Annotated in this window: 15 protein-coding genes; 1 reads left to right on the top strand and 14 read right to left on the bottom strand. The window is 44.2% G+C overall.

What is annotated here, in order from left to right; all coding sequences use genetic code 11:
• Positions 1 to 31: 31 nt before the first annotated feature.
• The 14 genes from MUB23_RS00075 to MUB23_RS00010 all read right to left on the bottom strand — a co-directional run bounded on the left by MUB23_RS00075 (position 32) and on the right by MUB23_RS00010 (position 17,357).
• Positions 32 to 1,015 (bottom strand): glycosyltransferase family 2 protein, encoded by a 984-nt coding sequence (locus tag MUB23_RS00075; RefSeq protein WP_330641749.1) that lies wholly within the window; start codon positions 1,013 to 1,015, stop codon positions 32 to 34.
• Between the two features lie 24 nt (positions 1,016 to 1,039).
• Complete coding sequence (locus tag MUB23_RS00070) at positions 1,040 to 1,993, bottom strand: GDP-mannose 4,6-dehydratase (RefSeq protein ID WP_244798144.1); 954 nt, start codon at positions 1,991 to 1,993, stop codon at positions 1,040 to 1,042.
• 11 nt (positions 1,994 to 2,004) lie between these two features.
• Positions 2,005 to 3,048 carry a GDP-mannose 4,6-dehydratase gene (gmd, locus tag MUB23_RS00065; protein ID WP_244798143.1) on the bottom strand — a complete coding sequence of 348 codons (1,044 nt, stop codon included), beginning with the start codon at positions 3,046 to 3,048 and terminating at the stop codon, positions 2,005 to 2,007.
• Positions 3,049 to 3,064: 16 nt separating this feature from the next.
• Entirely contained in the window at positions 3,065 to 4,141 is a 1,077-nt protein-coding gene (locus MUB23_RS00060; RefSeq protein ID WP_244798142.1) for a mannose-1-phosphate guanylyltransferase, read from the bottom strand.
• Between the two features lie 12 nt (positions 4,142 to 4,153).
• On the bottom strand, positions 4,154 to 6,022 hold the full coding sequence (locus MUB23_RS00055) for a hypothetical protein (RefSeq protein ID WP_244798141.1): 1,869 nt from the start codon (positions 6,020 to 6,022) through the stop codon (positions 4,154 to 4,156).
• A 196-nt stretch (positions 6,023 to 6,218) separates the two neighbouring features.
• Positions 6,219 to 7,580, bottom strand: coding sequence for an O-antigen ligase family protein (locus tag MUB23_RS00050; protein WP_244798140.1), 1,362 nt, complete (start codon positions 7,578 to 7,580; stop codon positions 6,219 to 6,221).
• Positions 7,531 to 8,904, bottom strand: coding sequence for an O-antigen ligase family protein (locus MUB23_RS00045; protein ID WP_244798139.1), 1,374 nt, complete (start codon positions 8,902 to 8,904; stop codon positions 7,531 to 7,533). The genes MUB23_RS00050 and MUB23_RS00045 overlap by 50 nt, the downstream gene beginning before the upstream one ends.
• A gap of 1 nt (position 8,905) precedes the next feature.
• Positions 8,906 to 11,356: a hypothetical protein gene (locus MUB23_RS00040; RefSeq protein WP_244798138.1), complete on the bottom strand. Its 2,451-nt coding sequence runs from the start codon at positions 11,354 to 11,356 to the stop codon at positions 8,906 to 8,908.
• Positions 11,357 to 11,359: 3 nt separating this feature from the next.
• Positions 11,360 to 12,559, bottom strand: coding sequence for a glycosyltransferase family 4 protein (locus tag MUB23_RS00035; protein ID WP_244798137.1), 1,200 nt, complete (start codon positions 12,557 to 12,559; stop codon positions 11,360 to 11,362).
• Entirely contained in the window at positions 12,556 to 13,749 is a 1,194-nt protein-coding gene (locus MUB23_RS00030) for a glycosyltransferase family 4 protein (protein WP_244798136.1), read from the bottom strand. The genes MUB23_RS00035 and MUB23_RS00030 overlap by 4 nt, the downstream gene beginning before the upstream one ends.
• A gap of 3 nt (positions 13,750 to 13,752) precedes the next feature.
• Entirely contained in the window at positions 13,753 to 14,826 is a 1,074-nt protein-coding gene (locus MUB23_RS00025) for a glycosyltransferase family 4 protein (protein WP_244798135.1), read from the bottom strand.
• Between the two features lie 12 nt (positions 14,827 to 14,838).
• Complete coding sequence (locus MUB23_RS00020; protein ID WP_244798134.1) at positions 14,839 to 15,270, bottom strand: hypothetical protein; 432 nt, start codon at positions 15,268 to 15,270, stop codon at positions 14,839 to 14,841.
• Entirely contained in the window at positions 15,245 to 16,537 is a 1,293-nt protein-coding gene (locus MUB23_RS00015; protein ID WP_244798133.1) for an ABC transporter ATP-binding protein, read from the bottom strand. Before MUB23_RS00015 ends, MUB23_RS00020 begins: the two co-directional genes overlap by 26 nt.
• Before the next feature lies 1 nt (position 16,538).
• A complete protein-coding gene (locus MUB23_RS00010; protein ID WP_244798132.1) occupies positions 16,539 to 17,357 on the bottom strand; it encodes an ABC transporter permease in 819 nt (272 codons plus the stop codon).
• 301 nt (positions 17,358 to 17,658) lie between these two features.
• On the opposite strand from MUB23_RS00010, the gene MUB23_RS00005 reads away from it, so the two are divergent.
• Complete coding sequence (locus MUB23_RS00005) at positions 17,659 to 19,398, top strand: leucine-rich repeat protein (protein WP_244798131.1); 1,740 nt, start codon at positions 17,659 to 17,661, stop codon at positions 19,396 to 19,398.
• Positions 19,399 to 19,469 lie beyond the last annotated feature (71 nt).

The raw sequence follows: 19,469 nt of genomic DNA, 5'->3' as shown, positions 1-19,469 counted from the left end.
ACAGAAAACATCTCTATAAGTATAGCACAATTTACTTTCTCAAACAAGGAATTTCCCCACAATCTTCCAACTCTTTGTTCTCCTCCACCCGCTCCACAATGTAGATCGGACGGCCCTTTACTTCCGTGAATAAAATTGCTATATATTCTCCTATAATCCCCATGATAATCATGAGCAGAGAGAACATAAAACATAACAGAACAACAATCGTGGCATACCCGCTCGGAGTCCCATAGACAACCTTAGAATAAATCGTGTAGATCATAAGAATCAATCCCACCATAGCCATAAAAATACCGGAATAAACACCAAGCTTCAATGGCATATCCGAAAAACACAAAAGAGAATTCACCGAAAACTTCATCAACTTGCGGATGCTGTATTTACTTTCCCCAGCCCTCCGTTCTTTCGCCTCATAGGAAATCGAAGTTTTGGGAAAGCCCAAGCTTTGGACGTAGCCGCGCAGAAATCGAACTTTTTCCCGATATTCGTTCCGCAGCACATCCGCTGCCGATTTAGAAATCGCAATGAAATCGGAAGCATTTGCTTCAAATTTTACCGGAGACAATAAATTCAAAACTTTATAAAAGCCCGCCGAAGTGACATTCTTTAATCGTCCCGCATCTTTATTTTTCGTCCGTATCAGATTAATTACACCATATCCCGCCTCAAATTTTTCTATCACTTTCGGAATACACTCCGGAGGATGCTGCAAATCTGCATCCATACAGATCACACCATCCCCCCGACTGTAATCAATCCCTGCAATCATGGCCGCCTCATGTCCAAAATTTCGAGAAAAATTGACCAGACGAACGTGTACATCTCTTTTCACCAACTCTTCTAACTTTAATAGACTGGTGTCCTGGCTGCCGTCATTGACGAAGATCAATTCATAATCCCAGGCAATGGACTCCAAAATCTGTTTCGTTTCCATATAAAAATCACCTAAAACAAGCTCCTCATTGTACACGGAAACTACTACAGATAATAATTTTTTCCCGTCTTTTTCCACAGTACTTTGTTCCCTTATGCCTTCCTATTTCGTTCCTTCTGAAATCTTATCTCTCCAATCATCTAAGGTCCAACGCAGGGTTTCTTCCAACGGATATCTCGGATGCCATCCGGTATCGCCCACCAATTTCCTTGTATCCGCTTCAATTATCGGTATATCAACAGGACGCAGTTTCTCCGGATCCGTCTCTATCGATATGGAGAGGGACGAAAGCTTTAAAATCCGATGCAATAATTCCTCAATCGCAATCGCATGTCCGCTCCCAACATTGTAAGTTTCCCCCACTCTTCCCTTCTCCAAAAGCAATACATAGGCCCGAACCACATCTCTGACATCCGTAAAATCCCGTTTTGCCGACAGATTTCCCACTCGCAGGATCGGCTCTCTTTGTCCCTTTTCCGCCTCTGCAACCTGCTTGCAGAAATCTGCGGTCACGAACATAGGAGCTTGCCCGGCCCCGATGTGGTTGAAGGCACGAATCATCATGATCTCCATTCCATATGCCTTCGCGTAGATCCCTCCGATCAGATTCTGCGCTACCTTTGTCGCGGCATAAATATTTCCCGGACGTACCGGCGTTTCTTCTGAAACCGGCGTCTCTTCCGGCCTGATCTGACCATACTCCTCCCCAGAACCAATCAATAAAATGCGGGGCCGATAGTCTTTTACAAGGCGAACCGCATCTAATACATGGATTGCCCCTTTCACATTGACATCAATCGTCAACGCCGGCTTCTTCCAGGACAATGCCACCGAGCTTTGAGCAGCTAAATGAAAAATGGCGTCGGGTTTCAGATCACGGATCAACTGTTCCACCTGATCCGGTGCTAAAATATCCAAATCATATGCTTCTCTGCCATTTCCAGGTGTTGGTTCAGCAGGAAGCTTTGTGATCGCTACCGACCATCCTTTTTCTTCCAGATGATTCGCCAGATGTCCTCCAACAAAGCCTGCACCGCCAATGATCAGTGCCTTCATATGTGTTCCCCCTATTCTGCTCGATAAATCTTTTGGTATTCCATTTCACTTTTTACCAGCCTTTGATCTTGATTTACCATGCGTTCCACCATCTGTTCAAAGGAGATTTCCCGTTTCCATCCCAACGTTTTCTCCGCTTTTTCCGGATTTCCGATCAACAGTTCCACTTCCGCCGGACGGAAAAACTGAGGGTTCACAGCGACCACGACCTTTCCGTTTGCACGGTTCACTCCCTTTTCGTCCAAGCCACAGCCTTGCCACTCCACATCGATTCCCGCATAATGAAAAGCAAGCTCCGCAAAGGAACGAACCGTTCTGGTTTCATTCGTCGCAATCACATAATCATCCGGCTTTTCTTGCTGCAGCATCAGCCACATTGCTCTCACATAATCCTGCGAATGCCCCCAGTCGCGTTTGGAATCCAGATTGCCTAATTCCACATGATCTTGAATCCCCATGCTGATTCGTACCGCGGCGTCTGTAATTTTACGGGTAACAAATTCTTTTCCTCTTCGCTCGCTTTCATGGTTAAACAATATTCCGCTGCAAGCGTACATTCCGTAACTCTCCCGATAATTTTTCGTAATCCAATGACCATATACTTTCGCCACGCCATAAGGGCTTCTAGGATAAAACGGAGTGTTTTCTGTCTGCGGAATTTCCTGTACTTTACCGAACATTTCACTGGTAGACGCTTGATAAAATCTTGCCTTAGGCTTTACGGTGCGAATTGCCTCCAGCATGTTTGCCACTCCAATCGCATCAATCTCCGCTGTCGCTAAAGGCTGCTCCCAGCTTGTCGCAACAAACGACTGTGCCGCCAGATTATATACTTCATCCGCCTCCGAAACACGCATAGCATGAATTAAAGACGCCACATCCGTCATATCTGCATAAATAAAATGAATTTGCTCCTTCAAATGATCGACATTTCCGTAATCAACCACACTTTTTCTTCGCATCAGGCCATACACCTGATATCCCTTCTCCAAAAGCAATTCTGCTAAATAGGAGCCGTCCTGTCCTGTAATTCCTGTAATCAGCGCTCTTTTCACTGTCGTATCCTCCCAATTAAATATATTCGTTTCTATTGCAAATCTTTAAATTTTCTAAAACTTTTTTTATGTCTCCGGCGCTGTCCTTCGCACAAATCAGAGTTGCATCTTCCGTGTCCACAACGATCAGATTTCTTCCCCCGACAACTGCAATCAGTTTGTCTTTACCCTGAATAATAGAGTTTTTCGTATTCACTGTTATCACATTGCCTGCTACGGTATTGCCAAATTCATTGGTTTTGTTAATTCGCTCCACCGCCAGCCAGCTTCCCACATCATCCCAGCCAAAAGTTCCAGGAATCGTGTAGATATGCTCTGCCTTTTCCATAATTCCATAGTCAATGGATTCCGATGCAAACAAAGAGAATTCCTTTTCCAGAACACTATTCTGACTTTCCGTTCCAACTGCACTCTGAATCCGTTTTAAACCGGCGTACAAGTCCGGCATATGCTGTTCAAAATTAGACAGGATCGTGGATACTTTCCACACGAACATGCCGCTGTTCCACAAGTATTGTTCGCTTTCCAGGTATTCCTGAGCCTTTTCCAGATTTGGCTTCTCTACAAACTTCTCCACTGCAAATGCGCGGGAATTGTCCAAGACCTGATCCGGCTGAAACCGAATATAGCCATATCCGGTTTCCGGATAGTCCGGGGTGATGCCAAGCGTCACCAGATTATTCCCTGCCTCCGCTACCTGACACGCCTCTTTCAATGTGGAGTTAAACATGGTCGTGTATTTAATCAGATGATCACTGGGAAGTACCATCATCACGGCATCACCCAATTTATGCGCCATGTGGACTGCGCCAAGACCGATACAAGGAGCGGTATTCCTGCCAATCGGCTCACAAAGGATATTTTCTTCTGGGATCTCCGGCAGCTGCTCTTTCACCAAAGCTTTGTAATCCTGATTGGTTGAAATATAAATATCCTCCATCTCCACCAATGGCAGAATTCGTTCCACCGTTAGTTGGATCATGGTTTTCCCATCATTGGTCAGGGACAAAAACTGTTTCGGGCAGCTTTTTCTGCTTCTTGGCCAAAATCTTTCCCCTCTGCCGCCCGCCATAATCAATGCTGTTTTTTTCATCGTCAACCCCCGTTATTTTAATTTTTGGAATTGTAACTTTTCAATGCAAATATTTCCTTCCTCTTCTTTTCCAATATGAATTTCCCATTTATCTGGTCCATTCACTTCAAGAGAATCCAGAGTGATTTGATCCTGTTCTCCCGTAAGATCGCCCGATGCCAGAACCTCTCCTGTTTCTGTTGAAACAATTTTAATATAACCGGCGCAGTTGTTTGGATTCGCCTGATAAGATAAGGTGATCGAATATGTGCCTTCCGTCACCTGTAGATTCGACGCTTTTAAAATATCGCCGGTTCCTTCAGCCGCCATTAACTCTCCCCGCTCATTAATATCTCCCTGTACAACCTCATATCCTTTCGTATAGGGAAAGTCTTCCTGTAAGCCGATGTTGTCAGGGACTCCGCGCTGTAAGTCCCACGGATTATTTTCCGTCCAATACAACTGGTATCCGTCCCATTGCTTTATGCACTGGTAACGGCTGCGGATGTATTGCGGTAAAGTCTCATATTGTCCTTCTCTAAGCAGCAATAAATTTTTATCCCCTAAGTCTGTTCGATCGACCCGATTCAAATAGAAATCTAAAATATAGGGGTCGTAGCTTTCCTCATTCTGGGATATATCATAATACACACCATCCGGATCCAAAAAACGCAGCATTGCCCCAACCGACATATCCTGAGTGCAGGATAACACCGAGTCAGCTTCCCATTTTTTTGCTTCCTGTAAAACCACTTCACAGTCTGGATAGTTGCTGACTTCCAATTCTCTGGAAAGGCTTCGATAACCGCCTACGGTAGACAACGCCACGAAGAAAACCAGGAGTCCGATCGCTGCATGATTCATATACTGATTCCGGCAAATTCCTTTCTCTAAATCAACCACCTCATAAATACAGAAAGCGACAGCCAAAAGCCAAATACAAAACCAGAGTAAGTGATAACGGTATTCAAATATCAAAGCTCCATACCGTGTATCAACGATCAATAAGACAAAAAGATTCAATACCAGGATGGAGGCCGCTAATCCAAAAAAATGATTTTTCTTATACAGCCGGTATTTCATTAGAAGCACAGGCACAACAATCAAAGAGATGAGAGTAAACAGGAACTTCCCCGCAATGATAATTCCGCTCACGCTAAAAACGGAGATATTCGATAGATAGTGTGCCCCTCCGCTCAGCAAAAAAATACCAGTCAGGCAGTTCCAAAAATTTGTAAACAGCCCTTCCGCATTCATCAGTGACAGATTGCTCCGATGTTCTTCTCCCATTTGCGGCCGGAGAAACAGAACCAGTGCCACCAAAAGGAAACTGCAGACCAAAATCCCCTTCCGCCAGCTTTTCATCTGCAACTTTTGATCTTTTATTATGGTCACCGCTTCATATAACATCAATGGCAAAATTCCCATCAAAAAGATATAATTGCCGGCAGATAGCGTGGTGAGCAAAAGAAGCAGGAAATACAAAACCGACAAAATCCCAAATTTCTTCCCATGCTTTCTCTGAATCAACAAGTCCAACAGCAAGAATAATGTCAAGACTCGAAGTCCGTATTGTCCGCCTCCCATAAAAAGCATCAGTGGATAAGAGAGCTTTCCTGCCGACCAAGGGACAAAGAAAAAGGAAGCAGCCACCCCGGAAGCCCAGGGTTCTACTCCGATCTGTCTGCCAATATCAAAAATAACCGCAATTACAGCCACGGAATAAATTCCATAGACAACTGCCAAGGTGACCTGCCAATCTTGAATCAGATAATAGAGCGGTACCGCAAAAAAGGTCATCGCATCAATTTCAAGACTGGACATATATTTAAAATGATCGAAAAACAGAGCTCCTTCTCTCCATATTTCCACTGCATGCCGGATAGCCAATGTGGAATCCATGTCCAAAAGAAGCATGCTGTTTTTCAAATTAAACACAAATAGTAAAAGAAGCTGTACCAAAAGAAGGCAGAAAACCGTCCCTGTCAGCAACTTTTTTTCGAATTGTACCCTTTTCAAATTCTATCTCCCACCACATTCCTGTCCGAGCAAAGATAAATTGACGCCTTGCTGAGTGCTCACATTATATCATACCCGATTAGACGTTACAACCTCTATCACTGAAAAAATCTCTCTTTCGCCACCAGAATCGTCCCAGAAAAAACCAAAAAGCAACCGAAGTCGGCGTATTGATATAAAAAATATCCGAAACAAACATCGATCCAATTCCGATCGTTATCACAATTAGCGCTGGGATGATCCTCAAAAGAAAATCTTCGTCTTTCCATTGAGAAAACATCGAAATAAAACGCCGGAACAGGAAGCAGACCGCTGCCAGCACGAGAATCAGACCCACGCTTCCCTGGCTCACCGCTACGTCAATCAGCATATTGTGAAACGTATTCAGATGGTATTCCCGGTTTACCATAGAGGCATCTGGAAAGGTTTCCTGCATATATGGAGCGATATTGCGATAGGAAATTCCGAAGATAGGATTCGCTTTCCAGACTTCTAATCCGTCCTTCCAAGTTGCCAGTCTTCCGTTTGTAATATCCTCTTCCAGTTCATCTTCACGATGGAGGCCGTCTTTTTTTTCTTGATATTCTGCAGCGTAAACAGTCAAATGGAGCTGATTATACCCATCCCGAATCCAACCGCAAGCTGGTCCCACAATAACAGCCACAAGCGCCAACAATAGAAGTTTTCTTTTTATTCCGCCAGATATCTGCGGCCAATAGCATAGAAATGTAATTCCGACGGAAGCCGCCAGACATACCTGACCACTACGCGAATAGGAAAAAATAATATAAAGATACTGAAGGCCGATATGAGCAAACAGAAGAACCTTCTTTTTTCCGGTCCTTCGAATAAGCCAAAAGGAACATAAGATTGAGACACAGGAAAGAATTGCTCCATAGTTAGGATCCGAATAGCTCCCCCACAGCCGCCCCAGCTGCAGGCCAATATACATGCCGCGCTCCGAGTCAACTCCACCATAACCAACCGATAACATGGCAAGACTTACGAGCGCTTGCACGGTTGTATACAGAACAATCACCATAGAAAAACGCTCTTCCGCCTTCCAGCCTTTTTCAACATCGTCCTGCCGGTGAGGATATAAAACAAAAAGCTGAAGTCCCAGCCAGACCATTGCCTCCAAGTTTTCTCGAATCCCATAGGAGGCATTCAAAAGGGAGGACAGGGCGTAGCTGCTGAAAAAAAGGATCCACAAGAGTAAGCCTGGCATCCTCCGATATTCTTTCCAGTGAAGAAGACGCCATAGCAACAGCGCCCCTCCACATATTGCGGTTCCCGCAATCAGCCATTTCATCCAAGGCCTTCCAGCAGTCAAACTATTAAACGAAAGCCCTGCAAGGAGAAAATACATGACCGGAAACCACCAACCGTTTTCAATGTGTCTGTCCTTCTGCTCTTTCTGTAAAATACATAACATATCCATACACCATCCAGTAGAGAGCCATAAATATATTTACCTGATACAAGATCCGCGCTTCTAAGACTTCCATGATAAAATATAGTAAAAGAAGGATACAGCCAATGCAAAAAGGCAGATCCAATTTTTCTTTCTTCTTCCTGACCATACGGAATATCTGCCATACCGTACGAATCCAAAATAGAGCAAGGCATGCGGTTCCCAAAAGTCCGGATGAAATCAGCAATGTCAAATAGCCATTGTGAACGCCGCCCGCTGCCAAATCCGGTGCCCAGCTGGGATCCGATAAATAACCCACACTTCTTTCATATAAATTCTCTCGCCCAACGCCAAAAAACGGCGACTCCAAAAAGGCATGCCAGCCGGCCTCCCACAAAATTGGCCTGCCAGTCAAAATTCCACCTCCTCGGTGTTCCAACGTTTCGATCCTATCTAAGACTTCTCTCTGGCCATCCCACTCCGCTTCCCCCGTAATTTCCTGGACAATCCCAGGCAGATACGATAGTCCCCAGCGCGTCACTTTTTCCAGCGTCACAAAAAATGAAGGAATCAAAAGGACGATAACCAGGCGAAAACCTAGACTTTTAACATTTCGTTTCATTCTTTTTTCCTGATCCCAATGGGGCAGCAAGATAAAAATCCCGATGCACAACGCCAGAATCAGCGAATAAAAAGAAGTCCTAGAATACGTCAGTACCAGACAAAGGAACTGCAAGATCCCATTTCCCACATAAAAAACTCTCCAGCTTTTCTTTTCTTCCGCCAAAAACAATCCGGATAAAATCAACAAAGAGATTACATTCAGCGCCCCTCCTGTGTTGGCGTTGTACAGCCCCCAAAGCCGGTTGTCCCACATTCCAATGTATCCAATTTTCTCACCCCAAGTATAAACTTGGTTGTAGGAAAACAAAAATGTAGCAAAGCAAATCGCTGCCAGCAGGAACGTTCCTGTCACAAAAAGGCGGCCTAATATCTTGATTTCCCGCTTTACCAGTGCCGGCTCGCGCTCCCAGTCATGGCCATAAAATAAAAGAAATGCCACCGCCATATAAAAAACCGATTTTAGATTTCCGGCGAAACCATCCCCCCTTGCCAATAGAGCAGTGCACCCGTACGCCACGCAAAAACCAATGAGAAAAACCAGAGACTTACTCCACATCTTTTTTTGAACGAAATATTCCCAAAGAATCAACAAGGCACCGGGAATCAGCAGAAGACGGATATAGGGTGATAGATGCCAATCAAGCCACGGCACAGCCTTCATCAACATCACAACAATCCATATCGCTTTATAAATGAGAAGCCAAAAATCGCTTGTCTTTTTCTTCATTTTATTCCTCTATCATCGGCTGAAATATAATCGACTCCAGCTTTAAACCAAGCTGTCTGGGATCTGCCTCCGTTACCATAGAAGCCGGCCATAGCTGAGTTTTGATCGTAAGAAACGTCTGCCCTCCGGCCAAAGATTCCTTGGGAATCTGGAGTGAAAATTCCGTCTCCGAACGGTCCTTCCAAACAATTTCCCCAACCGGGATCTCATTGATCAGGACCTGTATCCGGTGTTCTCCTTGCCAAACGCGTTCCGGCAGCTCATCCGCGCGGATGATCATGCGGTAATCTTTTCGTTCCAGCTGGCATACGATTGTCGCTTCCTCACTCTCAATCCACCGCTTTCCCTCCTCTATTTCTCCAAAGCCCCAGAGCGGAAAATCACGGCTCGCCATCGAATAAGTTAAGACTTCACTCTCCGCACAGCGATAGAGAGTCACCTTTCGTTCCTCCTGCGTATAGTGCAACGGAAGCGGAATAAACCGACCATCCTGATCCGCATAATCCAGTGACGCCTGATATGTCTGTTGGTATACCGGCGTACCTTCCGCCGGCTTCACCGCATAGCGCCCAGATGAAACATAATAAACAGTACTTCCAGAATCTGCATAGTGTTTTGCCTGGTCAGAAAGTTCCCCTTCCCGCAAATAGATCTTGGAATCTGTCATGGCGCGCAAAGGGAAGTAAAGCATCCGCATCTCCTCATGATCAACCAAAATCACCTTATTTTTTCCGATCGATTCCGCCAGATCCTCCACGACCTCCCAGGTCATATGCGTATCATCAATCTGAGTCAACAAATGATATTCAAACGGGGCAAGCAGCGCCAGGCTTATTCCAAGAAAAGCCGCTTTGATACCGGCCTTCCAGGAATCCAGATACATTCCCACCGCCAGTAAGGCGACAGGAATATAGGGAGCTAAATAACGGGCATAATAATAATATTCCGTTACCCTTGGAGTTAAAAAGGCACTGTTGAAAAGTACGGAATACAGCGCAAAAAGACCAATCAGCAATTTCTTTTCGTCTTCCCAAATTTTTCTTGGATTTTTCAACATGGAAAACAATCCAACCGGCAGGAGCAGTACGCCAGTCAAATAGACAAAAGACAACGCGGAAAACTCATGGAGCGCATTCCAGCCGCCGATCTGCCCCCGAAGCCGAAAAAGAGCAAACACTTCATACGCGCACCATAAAATCAGAAACCCTCTCGTCAGGCGGCTCCCCCATCCATCGCTCAAAATAAGGTCCAGACGTTCTCTCCACTGTTTTCGATAAAATGATGCAAAAATAACAATGCCGAATAGAACCACCGCCCATACAATCGGAATGCAGTTTTGATCCGTCATAAATGGAAGAATACGATACAGGGAATAGCTGAGGTTCATGTAGGTATAACGGGGGCTTACCTGAGCCATCATTGTAATTCCTATGCCAAATCCAATCATACTAGCAATACCGGAAAGCAAAGATTCTCTCCGGCTGGTTCGGATAAATAACAAAAAGAACAGCAACGCCGCAATCGGAAGGTAGATGAAAGCTGTTACATGGAACCAGGAAAACGTGATTATCGCTGCTGCGGCTCCCATCGTAGACCATCTCCGCCCTTCCGTCAGAAAATAGAGAAAACCGCTGATTAGCATGATAAGAAATGGCTCAGCCAAAGCCGATTTTGTCACCCATAATACTACCGGCGACATCGCCGACAATGCAACGGTCAAAACTTGCGTACCTTTCTTCCACTTTAAGTTTTGGCCCACAGCATACACAAAAAATAAAGCGCATCCCCAAAACAATGTTTGAATATCAGACATGTGCGAGATACCACCGCCGATTTTCCCGCTTAAAGCAAGCAATGCCGGTAAGTTCGGAATCCCGTGAAAAATCCCGGAGACAGGGCTGATAAACTCATCCGCAGAAAAGCCGGGAAATTCTCCAAACTCTGTCGTTGTATAAAACCCGAGAAAACGGATCTTCGCCATTTCATAGAAATCCAGCTTTTCCTCTTCCGTCTCTAAATCCTGGTATTCCGGCAAATCCAACTGCCGGTCTGTCACACCGTACATCAAATTAATTGCTTGGGTCTGATAAACGCCCTCGTCCTGTCCCATACCAAAAAACTCATGCTTTTGCCATACGAAAGGGAGAGCCGCCGCCAGAATAAGCAGAAGAATGCCATATTTTCTCCACGGAAAACGAATTTGCAGAAATGTATGCCAGTGGTTCCACCGTAAAACTAGCATTCCCAACAATCCACAAAAGGTCACGATCCCCAAGGCCTTACGGATCGAAAAAGCATCCAGCCAAAATAGCAACGCGCTGGCCACCGCATAGAGGCAAAAGTACCCTGCCATTGCCAAAACCAGCGTTTTCACCCCATCTTCCCAATACCAAAGAGAAATTACCGCAAATAATGCCGCAATCCCCAGTCCTGTCATCAACACCTCAATCATATCTCACCTGCCTTGATCGGAACCAACAAGATTTTCCATGAAGGCACAGAATTTGTTCACAATTACCTCCCAGGAAAAATTCTCCAGCACAAACCGGCGGCCCTCTTCTCCCATCTGATTTGCTATAACCGGGTTCTGCATAAAATAGTTGACGCAGCCCTCAAAATCAAAGAAATTTGCAAAATATAGCCCTCCATGGGAACACTTTGCAAAATGCGTCGTCACTTCACAACCTTCATAAACCAAAACGGGTCTCCTCCCCAGCCAGCTCTCCATGATTACCAGTGAAAAACTCTCCATTTTAGAAGGCTGACACAGGAACGTACTCGCTCCATAGGCATCCACTTTATCCTGAAGTGGTAAAAATCCCAGATCCAGAATTTCGCCTTTCATGGCTTGTGGAATTTCTATTTTCCCTCCGCCGATCAAAACTAACTTTAGATCCGATGAATTTCTCTTTTTATATTCCGCAAAATACTTTACCAAGGTGTCTACATTTTTCCCTGCATCTTTTCTGCCGGCATAAAGAATAAAGGGAGAGCGGATGTTATATTTCTCCCGAAATCGCCTGGCATCGCACTGCATATTTGTATCCACGCCAGCGCCCATCACTTCTGTTTTCACCCGACTCAAATCAAATAGGCGATGGGCAAGATCACACTCCGGCTGCGCCAAAAACAGCATACCGGCCACTTTGGAAAATACTGATTTGAAAATTTCCATGTGCGCATAGCTTTCATCATGGAAGCAGGGTATCATCACTGTTTTTTGCGGACAAACCTGTACTCCATAGTAGGTTGTTCCAAACATATATGGAATAAAAATATAAGCACCATATTCCTCTTGCTTTTCTTTTAAATACGCATAGAGATCTGGACTATTCACCATCTCCTTCGCATAGATTTCTTCCTCACGGGACGAGAGTGGAATCTGGTTTAACAGCTTATAGTTCACCCCATCAAAGGCCTGCGTATCCCTTTTTCTGACCCGAAACCGGCGAACAGGAATACCGTTCACCACTTCGACACCTTCCGGATAATAATTTTGATTCCAATCCGCAGAAAATTCTTTCACGCAAGTAGCCAAAATCTCCACTTCTACCCCTGCCGCATTTAAGTGCTCCGCCAGCCCTTTCAACTCCAACTCTGCTCCACCGGATATTTTTTTCCCAAACCAAGGGATCACAAAACCCAATTTCTTCATGCTAATTGCCCTTCTTCCGCAACTTGTTCGATCAGTTCACCCAAACGTCTGCAGATCGACTCCCACTGATAATTTTCCTTGACATATGTGATTCCATTCTCTCCCATCTGTCTTCGAATATCCTCATGCTGCAGTAAATAATTGATTTCTCCTTCGAACTCGAAATAATTCTGGTAATAAAAACCTCCGTCGCTCCTCAAGCAATGGCCCTTCAACACCTCACAGGCACCGTTGACAATCACTGGAATCCCAAGGTTCATGGCTTCCAAAACCACCATGGAAAGACTCTCGTATTTTGAAGGCAAAATCAATGCTTTTGCCCCGGCAATCCCATCAAACTTTTCCGAGTCATCTACAAATCCCAGACTATGCAGATCCTCACGCTGAGGCACCTCCATCACTGGCTTTCCCATTAAGACTAATTCCAAATTACCGGGATTTCGTTTTTTATATTCAGAGAAATATTGGAATAAAGCCCCGCACCCCTTTGATTCATCGATACGGCCGATATAGATCAAATAATTCTCAATGCCTCTTTTCTTTCGGAAACGATCTGCATCAACATCCGCAGGGCATTCTACTCCCACTCCCCCTTGTCCATCGTTATTCCAAATAAAATCATTCTGGAACTTTTCTTCAACAAACGCTTTTTCTTGTTCCGTATTGTAAAAAATTCCTTTTGGAGAACGGAAAAAGTCTTCAAAGATAGGGAGGTAGATCGGTGGTTCATCATGGGCGGTAGGGATCAAAATCGCTTTTTCCTTTACCTTTGGTAAGGCGGTAAATGTGGTATAATATAAATAAGTAAAAAAGAGAATGGCGGCATAATCGCCTTGGTGAGCCTCAACGTAATGAACAAGCTGTGTAGAATATGGTCCCTGCTCTTCCATCCAGCGGAGATTTTCCTTTTCAGAACCTTTTCCGGAGAGGACCTTTTCGGAAAGCAAATTAAATTTTTTTATGTTTCGTTCTTTTTCTACCGGAAAACGGCGTACCAAAAGCCCATGGATCGTTTCTTCGTCCATATCATACTCGTTCTTCCAGGTAATATAATCAATTGCCTTTGTCGTGATGATTTCCACTTCATATTGCTCCGCCATATGCTCCGCCAACTGGCGGCAATGTAACTCCGCTCCGCCATTTACTTCCAATCCATATCGTTGAACCACAAAAGCAATTTTCTTTTTCACAGCCTATTTTCCTTTCAAAAATCCTGTCAGATAATCTACAAATTGAGCCTTTACCCGACTTTGCTCGAAACTTTGCAAACGAATTTTCTGATTCTCCAGTATCGCATTTCGGAGCTCGTCATCCGTTCTCAGCCGGTTCACTGCACCGGCTAAGAGTAACGGATCTTTGTCCGATACCAAAAGGCCACTTCCGCCTAAGGTTCCTCCAATCGCAGCACAATCATAGGCGATAACAGGTACCTGAAAATACATGGCCTCCACCAGGGGGACGCAGAAACCTTCGTGTTCACTGGTGCAGAGAAAGACATCTGCAAGATGGTAGTAAGCCAAGATCTCATCAAATTTAATATGTCCGGTAAAATAGACATCCTGCACGCCAAGTTCCTCGACATAACTCCAGAGCTTTGCGTAATAACTTTCCATCCCGGCATAGGATCCTACCAAAAACAAGCGGGCCTTGGGGTCATAGTATTTCTTATAATGATAAAAAGCCGCTATTACATCTTCCTGGCGTTTATTGGGGGCAATCCGTCCGGTAAAAAGGATATTGGTCCCTTCCGTACGGTATTTTCTCAACACCTTCCGGCTTGGTGCCTTCTTATAATCTTCAAAAGCAATCAAAATAGGAAGCACGTCAACCGGGCATTGATATCCCATCTCCAAAAGATCGTTCTTATTAAACTCAGAATCCGCCAGACAATAATCCATCTTATCCGCCAGATACTTTGCCCCATCGAGCCCATATTGGCAAAGCTGAGCAGCTGCTTGACTATAAGGGAGAAAGAATTCCGGCGGAGTAACGCTGTGATAGACAAGTATTTTTTTTGTCTGATATTTTGCCACTTTATAATTTAGCTCCGTGCCAGTCGAAAGGTGGTATAAGATCACATCGTCCTTTCCAAGCGGGGGCATGTATTTCACCTTTTTTGCCGTTCCTTTTGGAAGACGCGGATCAATATTCTCCGCATAAATCGCCGTCTCATATCCCATCTGCAGCAAGGCATCCCGCAGAGCAATCGTATCGTTGCTGACTGCATCGCCAAAAGATATGGTTGTTAGAATCTGAATGATTTTCAAAGCTTGTCCCCTCTATTTCGTTTCTTTCTTTTCTTCCTCCAACTGCCGCTGCAAATCAGTAATGACATCCTCCTGTTCCTTCACATAAGCGAGCAATTGATTAAGAGCGTCAAACACGGCTTCATTTTGTGCATTCTGCTCCTCCACAACGGGAATGATCATAAACCGAGTCAGCTTACGGATCACTTTTTTGAACAGATTCGCCAGTTTTCCCCCTTCCACCTGATGATACCACTCTACATGGCTGCGCAGATTTACCTGCTGTACATGGTATTCCAGCTCATTTAAATTAAACTTCACCTCCATCTGCATACGGTTTAGCTTCTCTGTCCCGTCCACATCCCGAAAGCTCAGCATCGTATTATCATATCCCTTTGCTTTTATCTCCGCCCGGATCTCTTCCATAATTTTTTCCACATCAATTGGCTGCATTGTCTCTGTCATTCCCAGAATCCTCCTTGCCTTCCCATGTATTCCCCAAAAATTCCCACTGGTGCGGAATCCTGGCTACCCCTGCATCCCGCACTACAGAATAGACTTCCAAAGTTGCCACTTCCCGGTAGTAATCCACCGGTATTCCATCGCCCAACTCAATTGTTACGTCAATCAAATACTTCCCTGGCAAAAAATTAATATGTTCCAGGTGATAACGGGCTGATCCGCTTTCTGTCAAATCAAACTCCGGCGTCTGATCAATCCGAGTGTTTGTACCATAGCATTGCACGCCGTCATTCCGAAATATCCCAAAACCAAAAACAGCGTCTTCGACAGTCTGATGGACCGTGTATTTCAGCTCAATCCAAAACGATTCCCCGGTTGAAAAAACGCTTTGAGGTTCACCAGACTCATTTTTCAAAGTTACCTCCGTAATTTCTGCAAAGCGATTCCCCCACCGTTTTCGCTCCTTTTCCGACTCCTGTACTTTTTCTTTTGCTTCCTGCCGGCCCTTTTCTTTGTCTGCCACTTCCTGGCGCAGCGCTCCCATAAATTCAAGATATTGTGGGTGAACATCTCTCGGACTGCCTTCCGCCAAAATCTTCCCATCTTGGATCCAGATCGATCGATCGCAAATCTGCTCAATCTGGTTTAATGCATGGGATACAATCACGATGGTAGTGCCTTGTTTTTTGATCTCCATCAGTTTATCAAAACACTTTGCCTGAAAATTCGCATCACCAACCGCCAAAATTTCATCAATCAATAAAATGTCGGCATCCACATTGATCGCCACGGAGAAAGCCAAACGCATATACATTCCGGATGAATACGTTCGAACCGGGTTGTCCAAAAACTCCTCCAGTTCTGAAAAGGCAATAATATCCTCCATCCGTTCATCAATCTCTTTTTTGGTGAGACCGAATATTGACGCATTTGTATAGATATTCTCTCTACCGCTCATATCGGGATGAAAGCCAGCCCCCAATTCCAGCAAGCTGGAAACACGCCCTTTCATTTCAATCGTACCGGAGTCCGGATAGATGATTTTCGTCAATAGCTTTAGAGTTGTACTTTTCCCACAACCGTTATGACCGACCAGCCCAATCGCTTCACCCTGTTTTACCTTGAAACTGATCCCATTCAGTACCCATCTTTCTTCATATCGGTTCCGGCTGCGGAATAATAAACGCTCTTTCAGTTGGGATCCTTTATCATAATACACTTTGAATTTTTTCGTGACGTCTTTCACTTCTATTACATAGCCCTGTTCCATTTTAAAGCTCCTCCGCAAAACCTTTCTGCAGTTTCCGGAAAACAGCATAACCGAAAACCAGGAAAACCAAACCCAGTACCGCTGCATTCACCAAAGTGTTCAGATGCGGTGCCTGGCCATAATACATAATATCACGAAAAGCAATTGTGATTGGGGTCATCGGATTTAAGCAATACAGCCAATATAAATGTTCCATACCATGGGCAATCAACTGATTTTTAACCAAATCAACGGAATACAAAATAGGCGTTAGGTACATCCATGCCATAGTCAGGATCCCCAAAATATGCTCCAGATCGCGGAAATACACAGTAAGAGCCGAGGTCAGTAAGGCTCCTCCCAGTGCCAATACATACTCAACCAACATTATAATAGGAAGATAGAGTAAGGATGTAATTTGAAACTGCTCGCCCTCTGGAGGAACGGTCCCTCCTAGAAGCATAACAGCAAAAATCACTAAAAAACAAAGTGCCATATTGACAAAGGCGCTGGTCACATAGGAGATCGGCATGATTTCCCTGGGAAAGTAGATTTTTTTCACCATATCTTTGGATGCAATCACACTGACAGAACCGCCGGTCAAGGATGCGGAAAAAAACAACCATGGCACCAAGGCCACAAAAAGATGAAGGTAATATTTGGGGATATCACTTCCCAGCAGAAAAGAAAAGACCAGACCGTACACTGCCATCTGCAGTAAAGGATTGATAAAGGTCCACAGAAAACCAAGCGCCGAGCCCTTATAGCGGCCCCGCAGCTCCTTTTTGACCAGGCTAAAAATCATCTGGCGATAGGCGTATAACTCTTTCAACGTTTTCATACTGATTCAAAACCTTCCTAATTTTGCGCAATATAGTAGAAAGTATATCATACTATAGAATAGCATATTGGGCGGGATTTGCAACGGTTTATTTTTTTGAAATGGTATCATCTAGCTCATTGCCTGATGTTCACTCAGACAATGAGCCTTACCGCGACAATTAGTCAACTATTTTTGAATATTCTTTGTAATATTTGAAATCAGCACATTACATTTTATTCTTTCCACAATATTGAACATTCCTCCATTACGTGTTATAATTATTAAATCTTTAGGATAATTTTCATTAGGAGGGGAATTTATGTGGAAAGCAGGAATAGCTATTTTACTAGCTGGCACAGTTACATTTTCAGCAGGAATGGAAATCATACCGGAAAAAGCAGAGGAGGAAACGCTCAATGGCGAATGGACAGAAGTACAGGGAGACAGTTATGGCGCTCTAACATATAAAATTACAGAAGATGGTGTAATTACAGGAGTGGTTGGTTCCGTGGAAGAACTAGAAATTCATTCTAGTGAAATTTATAATTCTGTTACATATGACAAGAGAAATGTTTATGAGATTGGTGCAAGCGCTTTTGCTAATTATAGTAAACTCAAACGACTCTCATTTGATACCAACATTTTGCACACAATACAATCTTCAGCCTTCCGTTACACAGGCTTAGAGGGCGAAATTATTTTTCCCAATAGTCTTCGTGATATCCAAACCGGTGCTTTTAACCATTGCTCTAATCTGGAACGTATTGTTTTGCCATCAAATTTGGAGCATTTAGGAGAGAGTGCCTTCGGCTATTGCGACAATTTGAATCATGTCCAAATTCCCCAAAGCTTACAGCAAGCCGAAGCCCCATTCACTCAGTCTGGCGCATTGAGTGACATCTCCTTTGAGGAAGGTGCAGGGAAAGTGATTGATCACTTATTCGAGAACTGTACCGGCCTAAACCAGCTAACGATTCAGGATGGATTGGAAGAAATAGGTTCCAGTTCTTTTCAAAATTGTTCCAATCTATCTCAGGTTTCGCTTCCGAACGGTATGAAAAAAATTGGGAGCCAGGCATTTGCTAACTGTGATGCTTTAACAAAAATCACGATTCCACAAACAGTTACCGAAATTTCGTCTGACACATTTTCAAACAGTAACAATGTCACAATCTATGCCGATAAGTACTCGGCTGCTACACTCTATGCAATCGAGCAGGACATGCCTATCCATATTTTAGATGGATCCTATCCAGCCTTTGAGAATCAGCAGTTGAATCATTCCGGCTGCTATTATCGTATCAATAAAAACGAGCATGGAGTCTTGACACTTGACCTATGCTATGAATTTAATCCAAGCAGTCAACCAGATTCTCCTAGAGAACTTACTATTTTTCTACCTGATCAGGTACACTTTTTAGAAGAAACATTAAAAATCAATGAACAACCAACCAATGATTTTTTGATAGATGGCAATCAAGTTACTTTCTATGTTCACAATTTAAAGGGGGAGTTATCGTTTCAATTAGACGCAACCGGATGCAATACGTTTCGCTCTTACTGCCTTCTGGCCCCTTCCAGTGAAAATCCTGCTCAAGAAATTTTAGAGGTCATCCTAGACGATACAGAAGCTGAAAGAAAGCCAATACAAACTTTGACCCTCGACCCTGCTGCAATGTCAATGGATCTTCATACTTCCGCCCAGCTAGTAGTATCCTATTCTCCGTTCGATACGACTGACTCAAAAAAAATCACTTGGTCAAGTAGCAATCCTGAAATTGTGAAAGTAGAAAATGGAACAATTACAGCATTACAGTTTGGTCAAGCGGAGATTACCGCTCAGATGGGGAATCTGAAAGCGACCTGTCAAATTACGGTAGCCGAATCCGAACCAGTCTACCCTACTGATGGAGTTGATGGCTTTATTGTTCGTTTATATCAAAATGTTTTAGGCCGAACACCTGACGATGGAGGGTGGGCGTATTGGAGAACCCTGCTTACTACCCGCCAGAAATGCTCATGTACGGTAAGGAAGCAAGCAACCGAAAACAAGAGATAGACCGCCAGCACTACACTATTCCGAACCAAAGACCAAAAGATAAGCATTGTGGGAAAATCTAAACTTTTGGA

It is taken from the genome of Cuneatibacter sp. NSJ-177, from assembly GCF_022867805.1.
Taxonomy (GTDB): Bacteria; Bacillota; Clostridia; order Lachnospirales; family Lachnospiraceae; genus Pseudolachnospira.
This window is presented reverse-complemented; position numbering and strand designations above follow the sequence as displayed.